Source organism: Roseovarius litoreus (assembly GCF_900142765.1).
Lineage (GTDB): Bacteria > Pseudomonadota > Alphaproteobacteria > Rhodobacterales > Rhodobacteraceae > Roseovarius > Roseovarius litoreus.
The window spans coordinates 184,551-209,200 of record NZ_FRCB01000006.1; the positions used below are offsets into that span (position 1 = coordinate 184,551).

General features: G+C 63.5%; 22 protein-coding genes. 9 read left to right on the forward strand and 13 right to left on the reverse strand.

Going from position 1 to position 24,650, the window contains the following annotated elements:
* The first annotated feature begins 48 nt into the window (after nucleotides 1-48).
* Genes F3H35_RS13085 through F3H35_RS13095 form a run of 3 tightly spaced genes read left to right on the forward strand, consistent with a single transcriptional unit; the run spans nucleotide 49 to nucleotide 2,882 of the window.
* Nucleotides 49-816: an SDR family NAD(P)-dependent oxidoreductase gene (locus F3H35_RS13085; RefSeq protein WP_188129965.1), complete on the forward strand. Its 768-nt coding sequence runs from the start codon at nucleotides 49-51 to the stop codon at nucleotides 814-816.
* Complete coding sequence (locus F3H35_RS13090; protein WP_188129966.1) at nucleotides 809-2,122, forward strand: amidase; 1,314 nt, start codon at nucleotides 809-811, stop codon at nucleotides 2,120-2,122. The genes F3H35_RS13085 and F3H35_RS13090 overlap by 8 nt, the downstream gene beginning before the upstream one ends.
* Nucleotides 2,109-2,882 carry a sulfite exporter TauE/SafE family protein gene (locus F3H35_RS13095; RefSeq protein ID WP_007816908.1) on the forward strand — a complete coding sequence of 258 codons (774 nt, stop codon included), beginning with the start codon at nucleotides 2,109-2,111 and terminating at the stop codon, nucleotides 2,880-2,882. The genes F3H35_RS13090 and F3H35_RS13095 overlap by 14 nt, the downstream gene beginning before the upstream one ends.
* A gap of 9 nt (nucleotides 2,883-2,891) precedes the next feature.
* Here the strand turns inward: F3H35_RS13095 and accB are convergent, their stop codons facing one another.
* Both accB and F3H35_RS13105 read right to left on the reverse strand, forming a co-directional pair.
* Nucleotides 2,892-3,365: an acetyl-CoA carboxylase biotin carboxyl carrier protein gene (accB, locus tag F3H35_RS13100; protein ID WP_149780006.1), complete on the reverse strand. Its 474-nt coding sequence runs from the start codon at nucleotides 3,363-3,365 to the stop codon at nucleotides 2,892-2,894.
* A gap of 7 nt (nucleotides 3,366-3,372) precedes the next feature.
* Nucleotides 3,373-4,257: an IclR family transcriptional regulator gene (locus tag F3H35_RS13105; RefSeq protein ID WP_149780007.1), complete on the reverse strand. Its 885-nt coding sequence runs from the start codon at nucleotides 4,255-4,257 to the stop codon at nucleotides 3,373-3,375.
* Nucleotides 4,258-4,430: 173 nt separating this feature from the next.
* On the opposite strand from F3H35_RS13105, the gene F3H35_RS13110 reads away from it, so the two are divergent.
* Genes F3H35_RS13110 through F3H35_RS13120 form a run of 3 tightly spaced genes read left to right on the forward strand, consistent with a single transcriptional unit; the run spans nucleotide 4,431 to nucleotide 8,169 of the window.
* A complete protein-coding gene (locus F3H35_RS13110) occupies nucleotides 4,431-5,846 on the forward strand; it encodes an acetyl-CoA carboxylase biotin carboxylase subunit (RefSeq protein WP_149780008.1) in 1,416 nt (471 codons plus the stop codon).
* Nucleotides 5,846-7,294 carry a pyruvate carboxylase subunit B gene (locus F3H35_RS13115; RefSeq protein ID WP_149780009.1) on the forward strand — a complete coding sequence of 483 codons (1,449 nt, stop codon included), beginning with the start codon at nucleotides 5,846-5,848 and terminating at the stop codon, nucleotides 7,292-7,294. Before F3H35_RS13110 ends, F3H35_RS13115 begins: the two co-directional genes overlap by 1 nt.
* 44 nt (nucleotides 7,295-7,338) lie before the next feature.
* Complete coding sequence (locus F3H35_RS13120; RefSeq protein WP_149780010.1) at nucleotides 7,339-8,169, forward strand: BKACE family enzyme; 831 nt, start codon at nucleotides 7,339-7,341, stop codon at nucleotides 8,167-8,169.
* Nucleotides 8,170-8,226: 57 nt separating this feature from the next.
* Here F3H35_RS13120 and F3H35_RS13125 read toward each other — a convergent pair whose 3' ends face one another.
* The 5 genes from F3H35_RS13125 to dctP form a co-directional block, all read right to left on the reverse strand.
* Complete coding sequence (locus F3H35_RS13125; RefSeq protein WP_149780011.1) at nucleotides 8,227-9,744, reverse strand: malonate--CoA ligase; 1,518 nt, start codon at nucleotides 9,742-9,744, stop codon at nucleotides 8,227-8,229.
* A 3-nt stretch (nucleotides 9,745-9,747) separates the two neighbouring features.
* Nucleotides 9,748-11,004, reverse strand: coding sequence for a malonyl-CoA decarboxylase (locus F3H35_RS13130; RefSeq protein ID WP_149780012.1), 1,257 nt, complete (start codon nucleotides 11,002-11,004; stop codon nucleotides 9,748-9,750).
* Nucleotides 11,001-12,317 (reverse strand): TRAP transporter large permease, encoded by a 1,317-nt coding sequence (locus tag F3H35_RS13135; RefSeq protein ID WP_149780013.1) that lies wholly within the window; start codon nucleotides 12,315-12,317, stop codon nucleotides 11,001-11,003. The genes F3H35_RS13130 and F3H35_RS13135 overlap by 4 nt, the downstream gene beginning before the upstream one ends.
* Complete coding sequence (locus F3H35_RS13140) at nucleotides 12,317-12,865, reverse strand: TRAP transporter small permease subunit (protein WP_149780014.1); 549 nt, start codon at nucleotides 12,863-12,865, stop codon at nucleotides 12,317-12,319. Before F3H35_RS13140 ends, F3H35_RS13135 begins: the two co-directional genes overlap by 1 nt.
* Before the next feature lie 86 nt (nucleotides 12,866-12,951).
* Entirely contained in the window at nucleotides 12,952-13,938 is a 987-nt protein-coding gene (gene dctP / locus F3H35_RS13145; RefSeq protein ID WP_188129967.1) for a TRAP transporter substrate-binding protein DctP, read from the reverse strand.
* A gap of 140 nt (nucleotides 13,939-14,078) precedes the next feature.
* On the opposite strand from dctP, the gene F3H35_RS13150 reads away from it, so the two are divergent.
* Nucleotides 14,079-14,735: a GntR family transcriptional regulator gene (locus F3H35_RS13150; protein WP_149780015.1), complete on the forward strand. Its 657-nt coding sequence runs from the start codon at nucleotides 14,079-14,081 to the stop codon at nucleotides 14,733-14,735.
* Nucleotides 14,736-14,794: 59 nt separating this feature from the next.
* Here F3H35_RS13150 and F3H35_RS13155 read toward each other — a convergent pair whose 3' ends face one another.
* The 5 genes from F3H35_RS13155 to F3H35_RS13175 all read right to left on the reverse strand — a co-directional run bounded on the left by F3H35_RS13155 (nucleotide 14,795) and on the right by F3H35_RS13175 (nucleotide 19,667).
* The gene (locus tag F3H35_RS13155; protein ID WP_188129968.1) at nucleotides 14,795-16,171 is read right to left on the reverse strand and encodes a PIG-L family deacetylase; all 1,377 of its coding nucleotides are present in this window, start codon (nucleotides 16,169-16,171) and stop codon (nucleotides 14,795-14,797) included.
* Nucleotides 16,172-16,437: 266 nt separating this feature from the next.
* A complete protein-coding gene (locus tag F3H35_RS13160) occupies nucleotides 16,438-17,460 on the reverse strand; it encodes an extracellular solute-binding protein (protein WP_149780017.1) in 1,023 nt (340 codons plus the stop codon).
* A 127-nt stretch (nucleotides 17,461-17,587) separates the two neighbouring features.
* Nucleotides 17,588-18,394, reverse strand: coding sequence for a metal ABC transporter permease (locus F3H35_RS13165; protein WP_149780018.1), 807 nt, complete (start codon nucleotides 18,392-18,394; stop codon nucleotides 17,588-17,590).
* Entirely contained in the window at nucleotides 18,391-19,188 is a 798-nt protein-coding gene (locus F3H35_RS13170; protein ID WP_149780019.1) for a metal ABC transporter ATP-binding protein, read from the reverse strand. The genes F3H35_RS13165 and F3H35_RS13170 overlap by 4 nt, the downstream gene beginning before the upstream one ends.
* Nucleotides 19,185-19,667, reverse strand: a complete 483-nt coding sequence (locus F3H35_RS13175) for a transcriptional repressor (RefSeq protein WP_149780020.1) — start codon at nucleotides 19,665-19,667, stop codon at nucleotides 19,185-19,187. Before F3H35_RS13175 ends, F3H35_RS13170 begins: the two co-directional genes overlap by 4 nt.
* Nucleotides 19,668-19,755: 88 nt before the next feature.
* Here F3H35_RS13175 and F3H35_RS13180 point away from each other — a divergent pair, with 88 nt between their 5' ends.
* Together F3H35_RS13180 and F3H35_RS13185 are read left to right on the forward strand one after the other, a co-directional pair.
* A complete protein-coding gene (locus tag F3H35_RS13180) occupies nucleotides 19,756-20,847 on the forward strand; it encodes a zinc ABC transporter substrate-binding protein (protein WP_149780021.1) in 1,092 nt (363 codons plus the stop codon).
* Between the two features lie 145 nt (nucleotides 20,848-20,992).
* Complete coding sequence (locus F3H35_RS13185; protein WP_149780022.1) at nucleotides 20,993-22,900, forward strand: acyl-CoA synthetase; 1,908 nt, start codon at nucleotides 20,993-20,995, stop codon at nucleotides 22,898-22,900.
* A gap of 87 nt (nucleotides 22,901-22,987) precedes the next feature.
* Here the strand turns inward: F3H35_RS13185 and F3H35_RS13190 are convergent, their stop codons facing one another.
* Complete coding sequence (locus F3H35_RS13190; RefSeq protein ID WP_149780023.1) at nucleotides 22,988-24,580, reverse strand: 2-isopropylmalate synthase; 1,593 nt, start codon at nucleotides 24,578-24,580, stop codon at nucleotides 22,988-22,990.
* Nucleotides 24,581-24,650 lie beyond the last annotated feature (70 nt).

The following is a 24,650-nucleotide window of genomic DNA, read 5'->3' on the forward strand; positions in this document are numbered from 1 at the left end:
CAACGCGATAGGCTCGAAGGAAGAATTTTACCCAAAGGGGGGCGGCCCATGGCGCTGGTGCAGGACAATCCGATCGAGGTTGCGGGGCGGTGCTATCTTGTGGCCGGTGCCGCAGGGGGATTGGCAAGGCCGATCGTTGCGGCACTTCTCAAGCGCGGTGCGCGGCTCATTTTGATGGATACGGATGAAGCGGGCCTCGACGCTATGATCGCGGACCATGGTTCGGAAAACGCGCTCTCCTTCACAGGCGACATCACCGACAAGGCCGCACTGGATGCGGCCGTCGATCTGGGCCAGACCCGCTTTGGCCGTCTCGACGGCGGACTGAACGCCGCCGGATTGTTGCCCATCGCGGCCTCCGACACGATGGACGCCGAGCTTTTTCGCCGCTGCATAGATGTGAACCTCACCGGCGCATTTCTCTTCAGTCAGGCTTTGGCGCCCGCTTTGCGTGCCGCAGGCGGCGGCCGGATCTTGCATATCGCCTCGGTGTCAAGCACGGTCTCGAACCCCGCCTATGCCGCCTATGCAGGCTCCAAGGGCGGTCTGGCGCAGGTCGTGCGCGTGCTGGGCCGCGAATGGGCCGCTGATGCGATTACGGTCAATGCTATCGGCCCGGCTCTCACCGAAACGGATCTGACCCGGAACTATCTTTCGAATCCCGCCTTCCGCGCCAAGGCGATCGGCGACATTCCCATGGGTCGCCTCGGCCTGCCCGAGGATCTGATCGGGCCGGCTTTGCTGCTCTTTGGGCCTGGCGGTGCGTTCATCACCGGGCAAACCATCTACGTGGACGGAGGACGTACCCTTGTCTGACAGCGCATCCCATCGCGGCCTCGCCGCTCAGCGCCGCGCGGCGACCCATGCCGCCGACCCGGAGGCTCTGGCCGAGCAGATCCACACCGCCGCCTCGACCGGCGAAGACCGCATCGGAGCATGGGAGGTGCTGGACCGCGACGCCATTGTCGAACAGGCGGGCCGACTGATGACGCGCCCGAATTGGCAGGACCTGCCACTGGCCGGTGTCGCCGTCGGGGTGAAGGATATTTTCGACACGTCCGATTTCGTGACGGCCTATGGCTCGCCGATCTATGCCGGGAACCGTCCGGCGGCGGATGCGGCCGCGGTTGCGGCTCTTCGCGCGGCAGGGGCGATCCTGCCGGGCAAGACGGTGACCACTGAATTTGCCTATTGGAAAGCCGGCAAGACGCGCAATCCTCGCAACCCGGATCACAGCCCTGGTGGCTCGTCGGCGGGATCCGCCGCCGCTGTTTCTGCGGGCATGGTCCCCTTGGCCATCGGCTCGCAAACCGCCGCCTCCACGATCCGCCCCGCCGCCTATTGCGGCATCGTGGGCTTCAAGCCCAGCCTGCACCGGATCAGCCTTGCAGGCGTCAAGGGGCTGGCGGGCTCGATGGACACCGCCGGGTGCTTCGCGCGCGATGTGGCGGATGTGGCGAGCCTTGCCAGCGTGTTGGCAGGCCGCCCGGATTGGCGCGATCCGGCTGGACCCGGTGGGCCTGCGCCGTCCCTGCATCTTGCCATCACGCCCGAATGGGACATGGCCGCACCCTGGATGCGCGACGCGCTCGACAGCATCGCCGCATCACTAGCCGCGCTTGGCGCGCCCATCACACGCGCGCCCGCGCCAGCCGCCTTCATTCCGCTTGCGCAGGTGCAGACCCGCCTGATGGCCGCCGAAGCCGCCCGCGACCTTGCGACCGAAGCGCGCTTTCACCGCCATAGCCTCAGCGAGCCCTTGCAGGAGCTGATCTCCACCGGGCAGGCCATGCCCCCTGAGCAGCAAGAGGCCGATTACACCGCGCGCGACAGCGCCTTGGCGCAGCTTGATGCGCTCTTTGCCGGGGCGGACATCCTCTTGGCGCCGAGCGCCCTGGACGAAGCCCCCAGGTTCGAGACCGGCACCGGCAGTCCCGATCTCAGCCGCGCATGGACCCTGCTTGGCCTGCCCTCGATCACGCTGCCCGCAGGCCTTGGCCCCAACGGTCTGCCAATGGGCCTTCAGCTTGCCGCGCGGCCGGGCCGGGATCGGGCACTTCTGCAAGCGGCCCGCTGGATCGAAGCGCATCTGGCACCGGACAGGCGCCATGCAGTCGCTTGACGCTCTCATCCAGTGGCTGCAGCCGCTGCCCCCGCCCGTGTCGCTGCTGGTGATCTTTCTGATCACCATCGTCGGTGGCGTGTTGCGCGGCTTTACCGGCTTCGGCGCCGCAATGGTCATCATTCCCGTGGTGGCGCTGGTGACCTTGCCGCGTGATGCGGTGGTCTTTCACGCGCTGATCGAGATACCCACGGCACTGCAGCTTCTGCCTGACGGGCTGCGCCATGCGCGCCGCTCCACGGTGCTGCCGATGATGCTGGGCCTGATCCTCGCCGTGCCGGTGGGCATGTTGCTTCTGGTCAGCCTGCCGCCCGATGTGATGCGCGTTGCGATGTCCATTGCGGTGCTCGGCCTTGTGACATTCATGTGGGCCGGTGTGCGTCTGCCGCCGCCGCGGGGCAACTGGGCCGGGATACTCGGGGGCACCGCCGGGGGCATCCTTCAGGGCAGCGCAGGGGTGGGCGGCCCGCCCATTGCCGCCGCTCTCATGGCGCGCCGTGACGATGCGGGCGAAACACGTGGCAATGTGCTGGTGATGATGGCGCTGATCATCCTCGTATCGATCCCCGCGCAATACGCGTTCGATCTTTTCAATCGTGAAGTGGTGATCCTCGGGGTGATGATGGCCCCGGCCTATATGCTGTCCACGGTCTTCGGGGCCTGGCTCTTTCGCAGGACGGGCGGGCGCAATTACCGCGCCATCGCCCTCGGCATCCTCGCCATGACCGCAATCGGAACGCTTGTGGCCTCGATTTTGTAAGCGCGCGGCTCAGTCGATCACGAACAGGGGTTGCCCGTATTCGACCATCTGGCCATCCGTCGCAAGGATCGCCTTGACCGTTCCCGCGCGTGTCGACTCGATCGTGGTGAAAAGCTTCATCACCTCGATGATGCACAGAGGCGTTCCCACCTCGACTTGCGTGCCCACGGTGACGAATTCCGCCTCTTCGGGCGAGGGGCGGCTGTAATACGTGCCCACCATCGGGGCGACCACCTGATTGCCGCTAACCGGCGCTGCGGCGCTGTCCACCGGGGCCGAACTCTCCGGAGCCGGGCTCGCCGCAGCAGGTGCAGGAGCCGCCGCCGGGGCAGGGGCCGCCGAGACCTGCGCCGGTGCCGGATCCGAGGCGCCCTTGCGGCGGATCAGGATCTTCGCGCCCTCAAGCTCAAGCGAAACCTCGTCGCAATTGCTGCTGTCGACGATCTTCACGATTTCGGCAACGTCACTGTAGCTGAGCGTCATGGGGTCCTCATTCTTCCTTGTCAGGGGTGTCTTGATCCGAGTGGAACGTCTTGGCAAAACTTTGCGCGGCTTCTTTCATGCGTGGCACGAAGCCCAGCATCTGGTTCAGCGTCATGCGCGCTTCTGGGGCGGACACGGCGATACAGCCAAGGCAATTGCCCAATTGGTCGACCACCGGCACGGCCACGCAGACCACGCCATGCATGAATTCCTGGTTGTCGGTGCCGATCCCGTCCATGCGCACACGGCGAATGGCCTCGGTCAGCTTGCCGGGATCGGTGATCGTGGCATCCGTATAAGCGGTCAATGGCCGCGCTTCGACAATGGCGCGCAGATCACGTTCCGACTGAAAACTCAGCATCAGCTTGCCGATGGCGGTGCAATGTGCCGGCACCCGGCTGCCTGCCGCAAAGCGCAGACCAAGCGGCCATTTCGACTCGACCCGGTCCAGATAGATCACCTCCGATCCGGACAGGATGCCGTAATTGCAGGTCTCGCCGGTTTCCGCCGCGATCTCCTGCAGGATCGAGTGGCGCAGCGATCTGGGCGCGGATGTCACCAGAGCCCGTTGCGAAAGCGTGATGAGCCGCGGCCCTTCGGTAAAGCCGTTATCGGCGGCGTCGCGCTCGAGAAATTCCATTTCGACCAGCATGTTCACCACCCGGTGCGTGGTCGGCTTGGTCAGCCCGGTGATACGAATCATTTCGGAAATTGAAATCGGCCGCGTGCTGCGGGCGATCAGCTCAAGAATCATGAAGGCTTTTCCGGTCACGCCCAGTTCGGCAAGCTGGTCGCGACGCGTCGACTCGATTGCATCCTCGATCAGCGGGTCATCCAGATCGTCGTTGTTGAAAAGGTTGACCACAGGTGCGCGCTTGGACTCGTTCTTCATGTTTCACCCTTGTTTGGTTCGATGGAGGGCCGGCGCACGACCCGTCCATCGATCAATACTATGACCTCTTGCAGAACGGAAATCAATCATCCTATACTAAATTTGAAACGATACGTGCTTTATTCCGAGACGATACGTCAGACAGAAACAGGCAGCCGGTGGACAAACTCCCAATGAACCAAAGCCCTAATCCCACGCTCCAAGGCGCACGCGGCTCCGAAGCAGGGCTGGCGCGTGTGCTGATCGCAAATCGGGGCGAAATCGCTCTGCGGGCCATTCGCGTCTGCCGCGACCGGGGGCTGTCATCCGTTGCCGTCTATTCCGAGGCTGATTCGGACGCGCCGCATGTCTGGGCCGCCGATCACAGCGTCTGCATCGGGCCTGCCGCGGCCACCAAAAGCTACCTGTCGCCCGGTGCTTTGGTGCATGTCGCCAAGATGACGGGATGCGATGCGGTCTATCCCGGCTACGGGTTTCTGTCGGAAAACGCCGATTTTGCGGATCTCTGCGCGCAGAACGGCCTCAAATTCGTCGGTCCTTCGGCAGATGCCATCCGGACCATGGGTGACAAGGCCCGTGCCCGCGAGGTAGCCTCCGGCCTTGGCGTGCCGGTGGTGCCCGGCTCCGAGGGCGCCTTCACCGATCCCGCCGCCGCCGAGGCAGTGGCGGCCGATGTGGGCTTTCCCATGCTACTCAAGGCGAAAGCCGGTGGTGGCGGTCGCGGTATGCGGATCGTCCGCGAACCGGACGCCTTCCGCGCCCAGTTTCTTCAGGCCAGCCGCGAGGCCGAGGCCGCATTCGGCGATGGCGGCGTCTATATCGAACGGTTCTTCGACGCGGTGCGCCATATCGAAATTCAGGTGATGGGCGATGGGCGCGGCGGTGCCGTGGCCTTTGACGAACGCGATTGCAGCGTGCAGCGCCGCCACCAGAAACTGATCGAGGAGTCCCCATCCCCCGCCGTCGGCCCCGATCTGCGCGCCCGGCTGAAAGAGGCGGCGCTGAAACTCACCCAAGGTATCGCCTATGAAGGGGCCGGGACCATCGAATTCATCCTCGATGTGAAAACCGGCGAGTTCTTCTTCATCGAAATGAACACCCGCATCCAGGTGGAACATACCGTTACCGAAATGCGCATCGGCCATGACCTGATCGCGATGCAGCTTGATATCGCGGGTGGCGCGCCGCTCGATCCGGCGCTGGCCGATCATGTGGGTCGCGGCCATGCGATCGAGTTTCGCATCAACGCCGAGAACTGGAAAAACGGTTTCATGCCGTCGCCGGGCCGGCTGAACGAATGGCTGGTTCCGCAGGGTGAGGGCATCCGCCTCGACACAGCCGTCTATCGCGGTCAGCGGATTTCGCCGTTCTACGATTCGATGATCGCCAAGCTCATCATATGGGGCGAAACCCGTGACGAGGCGCTCGCGCGGTCGCGGGCCGTGCTGGATGGCTGCCGCGTCGACGGGGTCGAGACCACGATCGGCTTTCATCGGCGGTTGATCGACCACGAGGATTTTCTGCAAGACCGTGTGCACACAAGATGGATCGAGAACGACATGTCACTCGAGTCTCTGGGAGGAGCGTGATGAGCCGCGACATCAAATTCATCGACGTCACATTGCGTGACGCGCATCAATGCCTCTGGGCCACCCGCATGACCACCGGCATGATGAAGGACATCGCGCCGTTTCTGGATCGTGCCGGGTTCGAGGCGATCGATCTGGTCGGCGGCGCCGTGTTCGATGTCTGCGTCCGCTTCCTGCGCGAAGACCCTTGGGAGCGTATGCGCATCCTCAACACCTGGATCACCGAGACGCCGCTCATCATCCACACCCGTGGTCAGAGCCTGTTCACCTTCGAATTCTTCCCAGACGACATCGTCGAACTGGCCGCCGAGCGTTTTGCCGCCAACGGGATGCGCTATCACACGCCCTATGATCCCTTGAATGACATCCGCAACTTGCGGATTCCCGTACAGGCCGCGCGCAAGCTGGGCATCCATACGGTGCCCGGTCTGGTCTATACCTACAGCCCCGTTCACACGGATGAGTATTACCGCAAGAAGGCCCTGGAACTGGTCGAAATCGGTGTGGACGGCATCTTCATCAAGGATCCAAGCGGGCTTCTGACGCCCGAACGCGTGGCCACACTGGTGCCCGCGATCAAATCCGCCATCGGCGATCTGCCATTGCAACTGCATTCCCACTGCCTGTCGGGCCTGTCGCCCTATGTGGCGCTGCAGGCGGTCGAACATGGCATCGACGTGCTGCACACCGCCACCTCCACTCTGGCGCATGGCGCCTCGCACCCGCCCACCGAGCGTGTGGTGGAAAACCTGCGCCGCCGCGGTCATTCGGCCGCGCTCGATCTCGACGCGATCCGCGAAGTGGCCGAGCGTCTGGACTACATCGCCAAGGTCGAAGGCAAACCCACAGGCCAGCCGCTCGACTATGACGAGTTCCATTTCCATCATCAGGTCGCGGGCGGCATGATCTCGAACCTGCGGGTGCAGCTTGAAACCGTGGGCCTTGCCGACCGGATCACCGAAATCCTCGAAGAAGCGGGCCGCGTGCGCGCCGATCTGGGCTATCCCATCGTGGTCAGCCCCTTCGCGCAATATATCGTGACCCAGGCCGTTCTGAACGTCACCTCGATGGACAAGGGCGGTCAGCGCTATGACAGCGTGCCTGACGAAATCCGTCTCTATGCCCGCGGCGGCTATGGCGAGATTGCGGGCGAAATCGACGCCAACCTCTATGACAAGCTGACCGGCGGCAAAGAGATCATTACGCAGCGTGCGGGTGCCCTGATCGAACCGGCCATCGCCCGTCTGCGCAAATCGCGTGGCCCCTTCGCCTCGGATGACGATCTGCTGCTCGCGGCCTTCTATGACGACACGCAATACAAGGCCCTGAAACAGGCGGGTCCGATCGACACCGAGTATCGGCTGGCCGGCACGCCGCTTTTGACCCTGCTCAAGGAAGTCGCCAAGCGCGACGACATCAAGAGCTTCCATCTCAGCGTCAAACCCTGACCGCGCTTGCCCATGCAGGCGCGCCAAGCACCACAGGACAGACCATGACCACACCCTGCATCATCACGACCGCGATCACCGGCGCCATCCCGCGCACCTCGGAGTGTCCCGGCCTTCCGGTCGTGCCCTCGCAGCAGATCGAATCCACCCACGAAGCCTATGAGGCCGGATCGGCGCTCGTGCATATCCATGTGCGCAATGACGACGAAAGCCCCAGCTCCGACCCCGACAAATTCGCCGAAGTGCAGGAGGGCGTGCTCAAGCATTGCCCTGGCATGATCATCCAGTTTTCCACCGGCGGCCGTGGGCGCGATCAGAACGCCCGCGGTGCGGCCCTCGAGCACCGCCCCGACATGGCGTCGCTCACCACGGGCTCGGTCAACTTTCCCAAGCAGATCTACGAAAACCCGCCCGAGTTCATCGACGGCCTCGCGCGCCGGATGCAAACCTATGAGGTGAAGCCCGAGATCGAGGTGTTCGACGCGGCCATGCTCTACAACACCGCCACGCTCATCAAGCGCGGGCTGATCGATGCTCCGGCCCATGTGCAATTCGTGATGGGCATTCCCAACGCCATGCCCGCGCGCCGCCCCCTGCTCGAATTCCTGATTTCCGAGCTGCACGAGGTCCTGCCCGGCGCCACTTGGGGCGCGGCAGGGATCGGGCGTCACCAGTTCGAGGTCAACAAATGGTGTCTCGAGTTGGGCGGGCATTGCCGCACCGGGCTTGAGGACAACATCAAATATGACAAGACGCGCGTCGCCACCAGCAACGCCGAGCTTGTCCAGAAGATCGTCGATATCGCGGGTGAGTATGACCGCCGCCCCGCCACCCCCACCGAGGCCCGCCAGATCCTGAGCCTGCGTCCCGCCTGAGGCGCAACACGCTCGGGCACCAGCGCCCCGCCTGCGATCAGGCGGGGCGTTGTCTTGTCACGCTGGCGCGAACATCTCCTTGAAGTCTTCGCGCAACACGTTCTTCTGCACCTTGCCCATCGTGTTGCGGGGCAGGGCGTCCATCACCACCAGCTTTCGGGGATGCTTGAACCGTGCCAGCGATTTCTTGGCCGCTTCCATGATCGCATCCAGATCGGGCTGCTCGTTCTTTTCGGGCACGATCACCCCCAGCACGGTTTCCCCGAAATCGGGATGCGGCACCCCCACAACGGCGCTTTCCAGAACGCCGGGCTGTTCGTCCAGCAGCAGCTCGATTTCCTTGGGATAGATGTTGTAGCCGCCCGAAATGATCAGATCCTTGTTGCGCCCGACGATGTGAATATAGCCGTCCTCGTCGATCTTCCCCAGATCGCCGGTGATGAAGAACCCGTCCTCGCGCAGCTCGGCTGCGGTCTTCTCCGGCATCTGCCAATAGCCCTTGAACACGTTCGGCCCGCGCACTTCGATCTGGCCGATCTCTCCATCGGGCAGCGTCTCGCCGGTCTCGGGATCGGTAATCTTCAGCTCCACGCCGGGCAGGGCAAAGCCCACCGTGCCTGCGCGCCGCTCCCCGTCATAGGGGTTCGAGGTGTTCATGTTGGTTTCCGTCATCCCGTAGCGTTCAAGGATGCGGTGGCCGGTGCGCTCTTCGAACTGCACATGGGTTTCCGCCAGCAACGGCGCCGACCCCGAGATGAACAGCCGCATATGCCGCACCAGATCGCCGGTGAACCGCTCATCATCCAGAAGTCGTGTATAGAAGGTCGGCACGCCCATCATCGACGTGGCTTTCGGCAGCCATGCGATCACCTCATCGGCATCGAATTTCGGCAGGAAAATCATCTCGCCGCCAACTGACAGAATGATGTTTGTCGCCACGAACAAACCATGCGTGTGGAAGATCGGCAGCGCGTGCAGCAACACGTCTTCGCCGGTAAAGCGCCAGTGATCCACCAGCACTTGGGTGTTGGACAGCAGGTTCTCATGGGTCAGCATCGCCCCCTTCGAGCGCCCGGTCGTGCCCGAAGTATAAAGAAATGCCGCCAGATCATCCTTGTCGCGCGCCACCGTCTCGAATGTCTCGGGCTGGTCTGCGGCCTGCTCCATCAGGCTGCCGCTGCCATCGGCGTTCAGTGTCGCCACCCGCGCCGACAGACCTTCGGCCATGGGCGCGATCTCACCCGTCTTGGCGCCGTCACACACGATCAGCCGCGCACCGCTGTTCTCGATGAAATAGGACAGCTCATCCACCGTATAGGCCGTGTTGAGCGGCAAGAAGATCAGCCCCGCCTGCACGCAAGCGGCGTAAAGCGCCAGTGCCTCGGGGGATTTGGCGACCTGTGCCGCGACCCGGTCTCCCGGCTGCAGACCCATCGCGGTGACCGCGTTGGCGATCCGGGCGGCGGTGCCCAGAAACGCGGCATAGCTGATCGTGCCGCCACTCGGCAGATGCAGGAAGGTGGCCGTGTTGCCGGCATGTTTTCCGAACAGGTTGTCATAAAGCGTGTTTGCCATGGCTCACTTTTCCTTGGCTGGTTCGAGATGTGCTGAATTGGCCAGCGATTTGACCTCGGATGTGGCGACCACGGTGTTGGTGGCCGCGAATTGTTCGTGGTTCTGCGCGACCTTTGCCAGATCGTACAGGTAATTGACCATCGTGCCGCCCGATCTCGCCCGCCCATTGGCAGAAGTATCGGCCTCCGCGTGCACCGCATGGACGATGGCGCCATTGCCCAGATGGAAGCGCGCGACCGGATCGACCGGTGCGCCCGTGTCATGCTTGGCGTGCAACAGGTAATGCGCCGCCAACGCGCGCATCCGCTCTGGCGCGGCCTCGGTCCAGGCGATGCCCTGTGCGTCCAGCCAGGCACAGAGCCCGGGGATCGGCGACAGCGTCACGAAGGTTTTCAACCCCGGCAGCTCCGCCGCCAGATCCGATGCCACCTGCTTGATCAGCGAATTACCGAAGGAAATACTGGCCAACCCCGCCTGACAGTTCGAGATCGAATAGAACACCGCCGTATCGGCCTCTTCCTCGGGCAGCGTGGCGCGCTCGGGCGCCAACAACGCTTGCACCGATCCCGGAATGCCCCGTGTCAGCGCGACCTCGACGAAAATCAGCGGCTCGTCGGGCATCGCGGGGTGGAAAAAGGCGAAACAGCGCCGGTCCTCCGGCTCCAGCCTGCGGCGCAGATCGTCCCAGCTGTCGATGGCGTGCACCGCCTCGTATTGGATGATCTTCTCAAGGATATGCGCAGGGCTTTCCCAGTTGATCGGCCGCAGCACCAGAAAGCCGCGATTGAACCACGACGCGAACAGGTGCCTGAAATCCAGATCCAGCGCTTCCAGCTCCGGCCTGCCGCGCCCCAGCCGCAACAGATCGGCGCGCATCCCCACCAGCGCCCTCGTGGCGCCCGGTACGCCGTTCAGCCGGCGGATCAGTTCCTGCCGCCGAGGTTCGGCGGCGGCCATGTAGCTGCGATAACTGGACTTGGAGGGTTCTTCCTCATAAGCATCGAGCGCGTTTCGCACCGCTTCGGGATCGATATTCATCGCCCCCGCCAGATGCTCGAAAAAACCCAGCTTCTCCTCGTCCTTCATCATCGCGAAGCCCGTCAGGATCTCGGCCGCCATGCTGGCCCCCGACGTCTCGCCGGTGCTGCCGACCAACTCATCCGCCAGTTCCGTGATCGGACGTGTCCCGTGGCGGCGCTGCGCAAAGGGGCGGTAGCGCCGCTCGAAGACGGTGGAGAGAAGATCGGCGAGCAAGGTCATTGTCCCGGACCCATTACCGCATCCGGCAACCACGTTGCCAGCCCCGGAAAGAAGCACAGCAGGATGATCGCGACAACCATGCAGGCCACGTAGGGCAGCGACCCCTTGAGGATCGTCTTGAGCGAGATATCAGGCGCGATGCCGTTGATGACATAAAGGTTCAACCCCACCGGCGGCGAGATCAGGCCGATCTCCATGTTGATCGTCAGGATCACCGCGAACCAGATCGGATCGAACCCGGCGGTGGTGATGATCGGCAACAGGATCGGCGCCGCCATCAGGATCACCGCGACCGGCGGCAGGAAAAAGCCCGCGATCAGCAGAAAGACGTTGATCGCCCCCATCAGAACCCACCGGTTCACATCCAGCGTGCCGATCCATTCGGCGATCGACTGGGTGATGAAGAGCGACGACAGCATGTAGCTGAACACGCCTGCGGCGGCGATGATGAACAGGATCATCACCGATTCCTTGGTGCTGTCGCGCAGCACCACCCACAATTGGCGCGGATCCCACAGCTTGTAGATGATCATCGCGATCAGCAGGCACATCAGCGCACCCACGGCGGCGGTTTCCGACGGCGTCGCGATGCCGCCATACATGGCGTAAAGAACACCGATGATGATCGCCACGAAGGGCAAAACACGCGGCAGGATCTCGAATTTCTGTTTCCAGCTATAGCTGCTGGCCATCAGCACCTGTGCCGAACCGGACTTCCATGTGGAATAGAGCGACCACGCCATGAACAGGCTCACCAGCAGCAGCCCCGGAATGACCCCGGCCAGAAACAGCCGCCCGACCGACGTTTCCGTGGCGATGCCATAGACGATCATCGTCACCGATGGCGGGATCAGGATGCCAAGCGTGCCGCCCGCCGCGATCGATCCCGCCGCCACCGCGTCGGGATAGCCGCGCTTGCGCATCTCGGGGATGCCCATCTTGCCGATCGCGGCACAGGTGGCGGGGCTCGATCCCGACATCGCCGAGAACAGCGCGCAGGCGCCCAGGTTCGACACCACAAGCCCGCCGGGCACGCGCGTCAGCCAACGCTCCAGCGCCTCGTAAAGATCGGCCCCCGCCCTCGTCGAGGCGATCGACGCCCCCATGATGATGAACATCGGGATCGATAGAAGGGCGAAATTGTTCAGCTTTCCGAACAGGATCTCGGGCATCAGTTCCAACGAGCGCAGCCCGTCGAACACGATCAGGAATCCCGCCGACACGATCAGCAGCCCGATGGCCACCGACACGCCTGAAAACAGCACCATGACGGTGGCGATGGCGACAAGCGCCCCAAGCAGAAGAGGATCCATCAGACGTTCTCCAGTCCAAAGGGTTTGTCGACCTTGATGATGACCGCCACCAGATCGGCCACCAGCTGCAGCATCAGCAGCGCGAAACCGACCGGAATGGCGAGATAGGGTATCCACAGCCGCACACCCCAGACCGTGTCCGAGCGCCAGCCGCGATCCCACGCGAAATGCCAGTATTCAAATCCGTAGAACAGCATCACCCCGACGATCAGGATCGAGACCGACAGCGTGATGATGCACAGCACGTATCTCGCCCTCGGAGGCAGCGCGAGCGGGAAGAGGTCCACATTCACATGGCCGCGCAATTGCTGCACATAAGGCAGACCGATCAGCGTGGCCGCCACCATGAGATAGATCACCGCCTCGGTCTGCCACACGGTCGATCCGTTCAGCACGAAGCGGATGAAGATCATCTGACAGGTGATTGCCACCGCCACCACGATCATCCCGGCCGAACACCAGCCTGCCAGGGTGGAAATCGCCGCGACACCACGCAGAAAAGGATTGTTCCCGGTCTGCGCTGCGGCAGCCGAACTTTGACCGGCCATGCTGGACTCCCTTGAAATTCTGGTCTTTTACGGATGTCCGCCGAGCGGACAGTTGGGGCGACCCGAACGGGCCGCCCCGCTTTGGATCACTCGACCGACAGGGCCATGTCCAGAAGCTCCTGCCCGTCAGCCACTTCTTCGACGAAGGACTTGTAGGACGTCTCCTGCGCCAGCTTGCGCCATGCGTCGAAATCCTCGGGCGTCATGTTGCGGATCTCGACACCGGCTTTCTGGAACGCCTCGACCGACGCCGCGTCTTCCTTCTTGGCCTCTTCGAGGTAATAGGCTTCCGCCTTTTCCGCCGCCGCCAGCAGCGCGTTCTGCTGCGCTTCGGTCAGCCCCTCGAAGGTGCTCTTGTTCATCAGCAGTGGCTGATACATGAACCACAGCGCCACATCGCCCGCGGGCGTATAGCATGCGGCCTGCTCATAGATGCGGAAGCTGACAAAGGACGAGGACGAGGTGTTGACCGCTTCCAGAACGCCGCTCTGCATGGCGTTGTAGATTTCCGACGAGGCCATCGATGCGATCGAGGCGCCGGCACCGGCCAGCATCTGCTCGAACGCCTTGCCGGCGGCGCGCATCTGCAGGCCCGCGACATCCTCGGGCTTGGTGATGCACTTGTCCTTGCCGACGAAACCGCCCGCCAGATAGCCGTGCACCAGCACCATGACGTCATCTTCCGCCATCTTCTCTTCCAGCTTCTCCATGAAGGGGCTGTCGGACAGGCGCGCGGCGTGGTCGTGGTTCTTCACCAGGCCGGGCATCAGCGTCAGGTTGAAGGCCGGTTGCTGGCCGCCCGCATAGCTCAGCGGCAGAACCGTCATGTCCAGCTGGCCACGGCTCAGCGGCTGATACTGTTCGCGCGCCTTGAACAGCGACCCCGAGCTGAAGATCTTGATATCCAGATCGACACCGGCGGCAGCCACTTCATCGGCCACGATCTGTGCCACCTGATGGCGGATATCCTGATTCGACCACTGATGCGACAGGCGCAGTTCGGTTGCGTTGGCCAAGGCCGCAGACGACAGCAGAGCCGCCGCCGCAACGGCGGTTTTAAGCATTTTTTTCATGGTATTCCTCCCAAAACATATCCCCGGCGCGACCGGGGGTGTCGGCGCAGATTACGTGTGCTGTGTTTTTCAAGTCAACAATTTTGTATACAAGCCGGATCATATTGCATCGCAGGCATCTGGTGATACACTTCCTCTCCATGGAGACGCGCCGTGCAGATCAGATCGCAGTGCAGCTCGAAGAGCTGATATTCGACGGAACCTTCGTCGATGGCCAGCGGCTGGACGAGGTGCGCCTCGCCGAGCATTTCGGCGTCTCCCGCACCCCACTTCGCGAAGCTCTTCAACGGCTTGCGCTCTCCGGCATGGTCGAGATGATCCCGCGCCGCGGCGCTTTCGTCCAACAGCCCGGACCGGTCCAGCTGATGGAGATGTTCGAGGTCATGGCCGAGCTCGAGGCCGCCTGCGGCCGCCTCGCCGCCATGCGCATCACCGACAGCGCCCTCGGGGATCTGCGCGCCGCCAATGCCAAATGTCTCGCGGCGGTCGAGGCGCGCGATTCCGACAGCTACTACGCCGAGAACGAGCGCTTTCATCGAATCATCTACCAGCAGTCCGGCAACGGCTTTCTCGAGCAGGAAACCTCCAAGCTGCACAAACGCCTCAAGCCCTTCCGCCGTAAGCAGCTCCGTTTCCGGGGCCGCATGGCGCAGTCCATGGCCGAGCACGAAGCGATCGTTGCAGCACTCGAAGATGGCGACGCCGCGCGCGCCGAAGACACCCTTCGCAAGCATGTCGCCGTTCAGGGCGAAAAGTTCCACATCCTGATGGCCAGCCTCAAACGCGCCGCCGAGTAGGGCAGGGGGCATCCGGTTTCTGGCAACGTTCGCGCCCGCCCGCTGCGCCCGCGTCGCTGCTACGTGGGAAACAGCGGCTCCCGAACGAACCGCTCCGGATCAAGCGCGAAATCGTACATCTTCAGCCCGTCCCATTGCGGCCTGTAATGCTTGAACAGGCGCTTCTTGCGGCGCGTGTCATATGTCACGCTCAGCCCGGCCCGGTGCTCCTGTCCCGCGCCGAAGGTCAGAAGCGTGGTGATATTGGCCCTGCGAGCGGCCTCCATCATCGTCCGGTGCAGGAAAATATGCTCCAGATGCCCGTATTCGCCCACCGGGTTATGCGTGATGACGATGTCCGGCTCATAAAGGCGCAGCGTCGAAATCGCTGTTTCAAGCAGTGTGGGATAAAGCCCGTGGCTCTCCAGCGGGCGCAGCAGCGATACAGGCGCCGCGCCATCCGTATCGTCCTGCGCGATATACCGCCTCAGACGCCGGTATGGCGCTTCCACCGCAAACGGATACTGGGTGCAGGACACCCCCACTTCCGCACAAAGCCGCTGCATGGCGGCGATCCGTGTGTCGCTGTCCGCCCGCCCCTTCATGGGCCTGAAGAAACAGGTGACATGGACCTGCGCCTTTCGAGCGATCTTGCTCAGCAACCCGCCCGCGAACAACAGCTCGTCATCCTGATGCGCCGTGCACAGCAGAACCCGCTTGCCCCTGAAATCCTGCAGCCGCACGCTCTGAGCCAGCACCGATGGTCCGATCTCGACAACCTTGAACGTCCGGTGCCGCATCGGCGGAAGATCCTCTTCGGGCACCTCTCGGGCCAGCCCGCACTGGATCATCGCGCGGGTCGACGCCCTGACATTCCCGTTCTTGTAATCGCCCTGCATCAGGTAACCGCGCTCCGCCAGCGCGGGCCAGATGGCCGCCAGCTCGTCCATCCGGTTCAGCTTGCCACCATCCAGATGGATCATGTCGACCGGTCCGAATGCCGGCGCGCTCGCTACCTCTCGCAGCCCGTCGATGGCGTCCTGTTTGACGAAGCTGAACCGATCCGGAAACCGCTTGAGCAACCATTCCGTCGCCGCCGGCACGAAAATATCGACACGCGGCCATGACGGTTTGGCCTGCACCGCAAGATCGATCCCTATCGCCTTCAGATCGGGGTTGGCGTGCAGCGCCAGCAAGACCGCATGCCCGCCCGCGATGCCCACTTCCACGAAACAGCGCGACCTCTGCGCCATCGCCACCAGCGCCTTGCGCTTGGGCTCCATCAGGCTCGACAGGGTCCCCTTGTTGAAATCCTCGTCCTTGTCCGAATAGCACACATTGCCATTGATGATCACGGGCAGCCCGGCCTTTGTGAGCGATTGGGCTATGGTCTTGTTGAGCGCCTTCAGATCGCTCAGGAAGCCTTTCGATGTGATCACGTCATCGTAACTTTGCACTGCCAAATACTCCCGACAGGCCATCCTCATGAACACCGGACATCGGCTCGCGTCGTGACGCGCTCCAAGCTCCGCTCCGGCACAGAATCACATCCCCTCGAGCGCGCCAAGTCAAAGGCCATCGCGCGATGTATTTTTTTCCCGCCGTGTCCCGCCTGCCTCCAATCGCGCGCCCCTGCGCCCGCCGCCACGCAAACGAAAAACCCCGCGCCGGTCTGGCGCGGGGCAGGGCTGCGGTCAGGGGTCGTGTCGCAGCGCGATGCGGATCAGTTCCAGCCGATCTCGTTGAAAATGGCCTGTGCCTTGGCGGCATTGTCGCCATAGACCGCCGTGCTGGTCTGCGTGTCGGGAATGAAGATGCCCATCCGCGCGGTATCTTCGTCCAGCGGCACGCCGCTCACGGCGGGGTATTCGTTGTTCTGACCGGCGAAATGCGCCTGCGCGAAATCGCTGGTGAAGAACTCCAGCAGCTTGTCGGCCTCGTCCGAGTTCGGCGCGTGCGCTGCCTTGGCCGCGGTCGACAGGTTCACATGCGCGCCCCGGTCACCCTGGTTCGGCCAGATGAAGCCCAGATTATCCAGACCCGAGGTCAGGCCCTCGACCTCGCCCTCGAAGCCGCGCAGATAGTAATACTGGTTCGACACGGCGATATCGCATTCGCCCGACACGATGCCGCGCAGCTGGTCGGTGTCGCCCCCCTGCGGTGGGCGCGCCATGTTCGCCAGAACGCCCTTCGCCCATTCGCGGGCCGCCTCTTCGCCATGCACATCGATCAGGCCCGCCAGCAGCGACAGGTTGTAGATGTTCGAACCCGAGCGGATGCAGATCGTGTCCTTCCACTTGGGATCGGCCAGTTCCTCATAGGTGCGCGGCGGGTTTTCCACGCGATCCTTGGCATAGAAGATGATCCGCGCGCGCTGCGACACGCCGAACCACATGTTGTCCGGATCCCGAAGATGCGGTGGAATGCGCGCATCGATCACGTCCGAGCTGAACGCCTGCAGTACGCCGGCCTCTTCGGCGCGGCTCGCACGGCCCACATCCACGGTCAGAAGCACATCGGCGGGGCTGTTGTCCCCTTCGGCCTGCATCCGGGCGATCAGCTCGTCGGCCTTGGCCTCGATGCGGTTGACCGTGATGCCGGTGCGGTTGGTGAACTCCTGATACAGCGCGTCGTCGGTATCATAGTGGCGGCTGGAATACACATTGACCTCTTGCGCCAGCGCCGGAAATGCGGTGGCCGACAGCGCAATCGCTGCGATCAGGCTGCGGGAGGGGGATAGTGTCATGAGTCTCTGCCCTTCAGATAACTGAGTGAATTTGTAAGACATTCCTATCTATTTCCGACAAAAACAGTCAATAGAAAATCCGCCCTCGGGAAAAACTTTTCCCAAGGGTTTGATTTATCTTTTGAAATCAGGATTTTGCGCTCAGCCGTCCAAGGGCCGTGGCGCCCGTTGTCAGCGCAAAGATCACCGCAGCCAAACAGACGATCGTCGGCCCCGTGGGGGTATCAAGGACGAAAGACCCCTGCACGCCGCCAAGCGCCGCCAGCGCCGCCAGCCCCACCGCGATCAACGCCATCCGCTCGGGCGTGGCCGCCAGAGGGCGCGCGGCTGCGGCCGGCACGATCAGCATCGCCGCGATCAGCAGCACGCCCACCACCTTGATCGCCACCGCCACCACCACCGCCAGCGCCAGGGTCAGCCCCAGTTGCTCGCGGCGCGGATCGATCCCGCTGGCCTTTGCAAGATCGGGGCTCAGCGTCGCGGTCAACAGCGCCTGCCAGCGCCATGCCAGCAGCGCCACAACCGCCACCGCGCCGCCCCAGATCACCGCCAGATCGACCTTGCTCACCGCCAGGATATCGCCAAAGAGATATCCCATCAGGTCGATCCGCACGCCCTGAAGGAACGACACCGCCACCAGTCCGAAGGCCAGTGCCGAATGGGCCATCACCCCCAGAAGGGTGTCCATCGCCATGCCGCGCCCCGACAGGCTCGACACCGCCGCCGCCATGATCAGCGCCACCACCAGCGCGCCGGTGAACACCGATATCCCGAAGGCCAGCGCCAGCGCCACGCCAAGGATCGACGCATGGGCCGTGGCGTCTCCGAAATACGCCATCCGCCGCCAGACCACGAAACAGCCAAGCGGCGCCGCCGCCAGCGCTACGCCCAGACCCGCCAGCATGGCGCGAATCAGAAAATCGTCCAGCATCATCGCGCGGCCTCGTGAGTGTGCTCATGGTCATGGTCATGGTCATGCACATGGTCATGGCCGTGCCCGTCCCCATGGGTGCAGCCGTGGTCATGCTCGTGATCGTGGTCGTGCCGATACAGCGCCAGCGCCCCCCGTGTGCCGGTGCCGAACAGCGCGCGGTATTCCTCGGCCTGCGCCACCATCTCGGGCTTGCCCTCGCAGCACACATGCCCGTTCAGACAGATCACCCTGTCGCTCGCGCTCATCACCACATGCAATTCGTGACTGACCATCAGCACCGCGCAGCCCAGATCGCGCCGCACCTCCTCGATCCGGCGATAGAACGCCGCTGATCCCGGCTGGTCCAGCCCCTGCGTCGCCTCGTCCAGCAACAGAAGATCCGGCATTTCCATCAAGGCCCGCGCCAGCAGCACCCGCTGGAACTGCCCCCCGGACAGATCGCCCATTTGCCGTTCCGCCAGATCGGGCAATCCCGCCTGCTCCAGCGCCATGCGCACCGCCGCCTTCTCGTGCCGGCGCGGCAGGTTCAGGAAGCGCCCCACCGTCATCGGCAGTGTCGGGTCGATATGCAGCTTTTGCGGCACATAGCCGATCCTCAGCCCCTGTGCGCGCTCAACCTTGCCCGCGCTTGGCGCAACCGCCCCGATCAGGGCGCGCAGCAATGTTGATTTGCCCGATCCGTTCGGGCCGACGATGGTGACGATCTCGCCCCGGTCGATGGCGAAATCCACATCGCTCAGGATCTGTGTGCGCCCGATCCTGACGCTCAGACCCTCGGTCCGGATCAGGCTCATGCCGCCTCAGCCTCTGCGCAGGCCGGGCACAGGCCCACAGCCTCGATCACCGCCTGTTCGATCCGGAACCCCGTTTCCTGCAGCGCACGCCCCAAAAGGCCGCTTGCAGGGTCCGCATGCGTTTCGGCAACGGCATCGCATTTGCGACAGATCAGGAAAGCCGGGGTATGGGTCTCATTGGGATGGGTGCAGGCGATAAAGGCGTTCATCCGCTCGATCTTGTGGGCAAAGCCGTGGCTCACCAGAAAATCCAACGCGCGATAGGCCACGGGCGGTTGCGACCCGATACCCTCCTCCCGCAGCACATCAAGGATTTCATAGGCGCCCATCGCCCGATGCCCCTCGAGCAGCAATTCAAGCACCCGCCGCCGCACCGGCGTGAATTGCAGGCCCCGTTCCGCACAAGCGGTTTCCACCGCGACCAGACCATCCCGGATGCATCCTTTGTGGTCATGTGTTTCGAATCCTATGGCGTCCATTCGGGCCTCCTGCCTGTCAGGGCTTGATATGTTATAAAATTACCATTATCAAGCCATCCAATTGTTATATTATCACATGGAGAGCCTCATGCGCCTAGCGTCCCCCGTTCTTGCTGCCTTGTGTCTTGCGATCACCGGGGCGGCCCATGCCGACGCGCCGCGCGTCGTGGCCGATATCGCCCCGGTCCAGTCGCTTGTCGCCCGTGTGATGGACGGGGCAGGGGAGCCCGAGCTGCTGATCCGCCCCGATGCCTCGCCGCATGCCTATGCGATGCGCCCCTCCGAGGCGCGTGCGCTCGAGCAGGCCGATCTGGTGGTCTGGATGGGGCCGGGGCTGACGCCCTGGATGACCGATGCGATCCAGACCCTCGCCGGGGATGCGGCGCATCTGACGCTGCTCACCGCGCCTGAAACCCTCGTGTTGCCGGGCCGCATCGATCCCCGCTTCGCCGCCCATGACCATGGCCACGACCACGCAGGCCATGACCACGACAAGGCCGCGCATTCGGACCACGATCACGACCACGACGACCACAAGCATGACGACCACGCAGGCCACGGCCACGACGACCACAAGCACGACGATCACGCAGGCCACGACCACGACGACCACAAGCACGAAGATCACGCGGGCCACGACACCCATGATCACGCCCATGCCGGTCCCGACGCCCATGCGTGGCTCGATCCGGTCAACGCCGTCGCCTGGCTCGGGCTCATCGCCCGTGACCTGTCGGCGATCGACCCCGACAATGCCGACCTCTATGCCGCCAACGCCAAGGCCGCACAGGCCGAACTGACCGCCCTTTCCGATCAGATCGCCGTTGATCTGGCACCGCTCGCCGATCGCCCCTTTCTGGTCTTTCACGACGCCTACCAGTATTTCGAGGCCCGCTTCGGCGTGACCGCCGCCGGTGCCGTGTCGATCAGCGACGCCTCCGAACCCGGTCCCGCCCGGCTTGCCGATCTGCGTGCGCTCGTCTCGGAACAGGATGTCGCCTGCATCTTCGCCGAGCCGCAATTCAACACCGCGATCCTCGCATCGGTCTTCGGCGACGCGCTCCGCATCGGTCAGCTCGACCCGATCGGCATCGATCACGCGGCCGGTCCCGGTCTTTACCCCGCCATGCTGCGCGGCATGGCCGACGCCATGACCGAGTGCCTGTCGCCGCAGGGCTGAACCGCTCCCATGGGGCGGCCCATCCCGCCGCCCCTCCCGCTAAAAACGCAGCGTCAATCTTGCGCTGAATCGCAAACCTCACCATCTTCCCCCCGAGGAGAATGCAACGCCCGTCAGAGGCCGTGTGTAAAGGGGAGGATCGTAAATGACTTTTGCCTCAAGGCAGGATGCGCTCGACATCCAGAACGAAATGCCATGGGCCGAGCGGGATCGCCCCGGCTCGCTCTATCAGATGCTGCGCACCACGGTGGATGCCTTCCCCGACCGGCCCGCGATCAGCTATCAGCTGATGTCCGGCGCCTCCGATCCGGCACAGACCATGACCTGGCAGCAATTCCACGAACAGGTCTGCCGCGCCGCCAACCTTTTCCGCAGTCTAAAGATCAACGAAGGCGATGTCGTCGCCCTCATCATGCCCAACACGCTGGAAACGGCGGTCGCCACCATCGGCGCGGCCATCGCGGGCATCGTCAACCCGATCAACCCGCTGCTCGAACCCGAACAGATCGCCGCCATCCTGCGGGAAACCGACGCCCGTGTCGTCGTCACCCTGCGGGCCTTCCCCAAGACCGACATCGCCCAGAAAACCGCCGAGGCGGTGCGCCATGCGCCGCGCGTCCATACCGTGCTCGAGGTCGATCTCAACCGCTACCTCACCCCACCGAAAAGCTGGATCGTCCCTCTGATCCGGCCCAAGAACCCCGGCAATCACCATGCCGATGTCAAATGCTTCACCCGTGAACTGGCGGCCCAAAGCATCACGCTGAAATTCGACGATCCCGGCACCGACCGTGTCGCTGCCTATTTCCATACCGGCGGCACCACCGGCATGCCCAAGGTCGCGCAGCACCGCTATGCAGGCATGGTCTATAACGGCTGGCTGGGGCATCGGCTCCTGTTCACCGAACAGGACAGCGTGATGTGCCCGCTGCCGCTGTTTCATGTCTTCGCCTGCCACGTCATCCTGATGGCGATGATCAAATCCGGCGCGCATGTGGTCTTCCCGACGCCCGCGGGTTATCGCGGCGAGGGGGTGTTCGACAATTTCTGGAAACTCTGTGAGCGCTGGAAAACCACCTTCGTCATCACCGTGCCCACCGCCGTCTCGGCGCTGATGCAGCGCAAGGTCGATGCCGATGTCTCATCGGTCAAGAATGCGTTTTCCGGCTCGGCCCCGATGCCGCTCGAGCTGTTCAAGCGTTTCGAATCCGCCACCGGCATGACCGTGATCGAAGGCTACGGCCTGACCGAGGCCACCTGCCTTGTCTCCTGCAACCCGCCCGAAGGCTCCAAGAAAGTGGGCTCCGTCGGCGTGCCCTTCCCCTACACGGATGTGCGGATCTACAAGACCGACGCCTCGGGCGCGCCTGTCGAATGCGCCATCGATGAAGTGGGCGAGATCTGCATCTCGAATCCCGGTGTCTATGCCGGCAACACCTATACCGAAGCCGCCAAGAACGCCGATCTATACCACCACGACACCTATCTGCGCACCGGCGATCTGGGCCGCGTCGACGCCGATGGCTATCTGTGGATCACCGGGCGCGCCAAGGATCTCATCATTCGCGGTGGCCACAATATCGACCCCGCCGATATCGAAGAGGCGCTGATGGCCCATCACGATGTCGCCATGGCAGGCGCCATCGGCCAGCCCGACGCCCATTCCGGCGAGCTGCCCTGCGCCTATGTCGAGCTTGTCGAAGGAGCAACCGCCACAGCCGAAGAGCTGCTGGAACATTGCAAGGTCCATGTGCATGAACGCGCCGCTGTGCCCCGCCATGTCGAAGTGCTCGATGAATTGCCCAAGACGGCTGTCGGCAAGGTGTTCAAGCCCGATCTGCGCAAGCGCGCCATCACCCGCATCTATGATGCCGCCTTGGCCGAGGCGGGGCTCGAGGCCCGCGTGTCCGAGGTGATCGATTCCAAGAAACGTGGCCTTGTGGCCCGGCTCGAACGCACCGGCAATGTCGATGAGGCGCAGGTGGGGCATGTGCTGGGGCAGTTCACCCGGCCTTGGGAATGGGCCGACGCGGCTCAGGACGAAGCCGCCTGACACCGGCCTCTGAAATTGGCCTCTGACACAGGCTTTTGACCCCGCCGCCGCGCCTCGCATGGGTGCGGCGGCGGTTTCAGTTTTCGATCAACTCACATCCTTGTAGTTGATTTCCTTGCGGTTTTCGCCGACGCGCCCGCGCCGCACCAAAAGCCGGTTCAGCGCGTTGACATAGGCTTTGGCGCTGGCCACCACCGTATCGGTATCCGCCGACTGGCCGGTGGCGATATTGCCCTCTTCCTCCAGCCGAACCGACACGGTCGCCTGCGCATCGGTGCCTTCGGTCACGGCATGCACCTGATACAGCGACAGATGCGCTTCGTTCGGGTGCAGGTCGCGCACTGCCTTGAACGTGGCATCCACCGGGCCGTCCCCGGTCTGGCGGGTGCTCTTTTCCACGCCATCGATGGTCATGACCAGATCGGCCTCCGCAGGCCCTCCCGTGCCACAGACGACCCGCAGCGACTTGATGACCAGCCGGTCGGTCGCCTCGTCCTCGCCCGCGCGCATCAGCGCAATCAGGTCCTCTTCATAGACTTCCTTCTTGCGATCGGCGAGATCCTTGAACCGCACGAACATGTCATTGAGCTGGTTCTCGGCCAGCTCATAGCCCAGATCCTTCAGCTTCGCGCGCAGCGCCGCCCGCCCCGAATGCTTGCCGAGGACGATATTGGTCTCCGACAGGCCCACATCCTCGGGGCGCATGATCTCGAAGGTCTCGGCGTTCTTCAGCATCCCGTCCTGATGGATGCCGGATTCGTGGGCAAAGGCGTTCTTGCCGACGATCGCCTTGTTGTATTGCACCGGAAACCCGCTGACCGTGGCGACCCGGCGCGAGATGTTCATGATCTTGCGGCTGTCGACCCCGGTGACATAGGGCATGATGTCCCCGCGCACCTTCAGCGCCATCACCACCTCTTCGAGTGCCGTGTTGCCCGCGCGCTCGCCCAGCCCGTTGATCGTGCATTCGATCTGCCGCGCTCCGCCTGCGACCGCGGCCAGCGCATTGGCCGTCGCCAGCCCAAGATCGTTGTGGCAATGGGTGGCGAAGATCACCTCGTCCGCACCCGGCACCTCTTCGATCAGGCGGCGGATCAGATCGGCGCTTTCCACCGGCGCGGTATAGCCCACCGTGTCGGGAATGTTGATCGTGCTGGCGCCCGCCTTGATCGCGATCTCCACCACGCGGCGCAGGTAATCCCACTCGGTCCGCGTCGCATCCATCGGCGACCATTGCACGTTGTCGCACAGGTTGCGCGCATGGGTCACCGTCTCGTGGATGCGGTCGGCCATCTCGTCCTGCGTCAGGTTCGGGATCGCGCGATGCAGCGGTGAGGTGCCGATGAATGTGTGGATGCGTGGCGAATTGGCGTGTTTCACCGCCTCCCAGCACCGGTCGATATCCTTGAGATTGGCGCGGGCCAGCCCGCAGATCGTCGCGTCCTTCGACAGCTTGGCGATCTCGCTCACCGCGCGGAAATCCCCCTCCGAGGCGATCGGGAAACCGGCCTCGATGATATCCACGCCCATCTCGTCCAGCAGCCCCGCGATCTCCAGCTTTTCCTCGTGGGTCATGGTCGCGCCGGGGCTCTGCTCGCCATCGCGCAGGGTCGTGTCGAAAATCAGCACACGGTCCTTGCCTGAATCCTGCGATGCACGCTCTGTGATCTTGTCAGTCATGTCGGGTCTCGTTTGTTGTCCTAAGCCTCTTGGCGCGAAACGGCACAGCCTCTGAGCGGTCGCGCCGGGA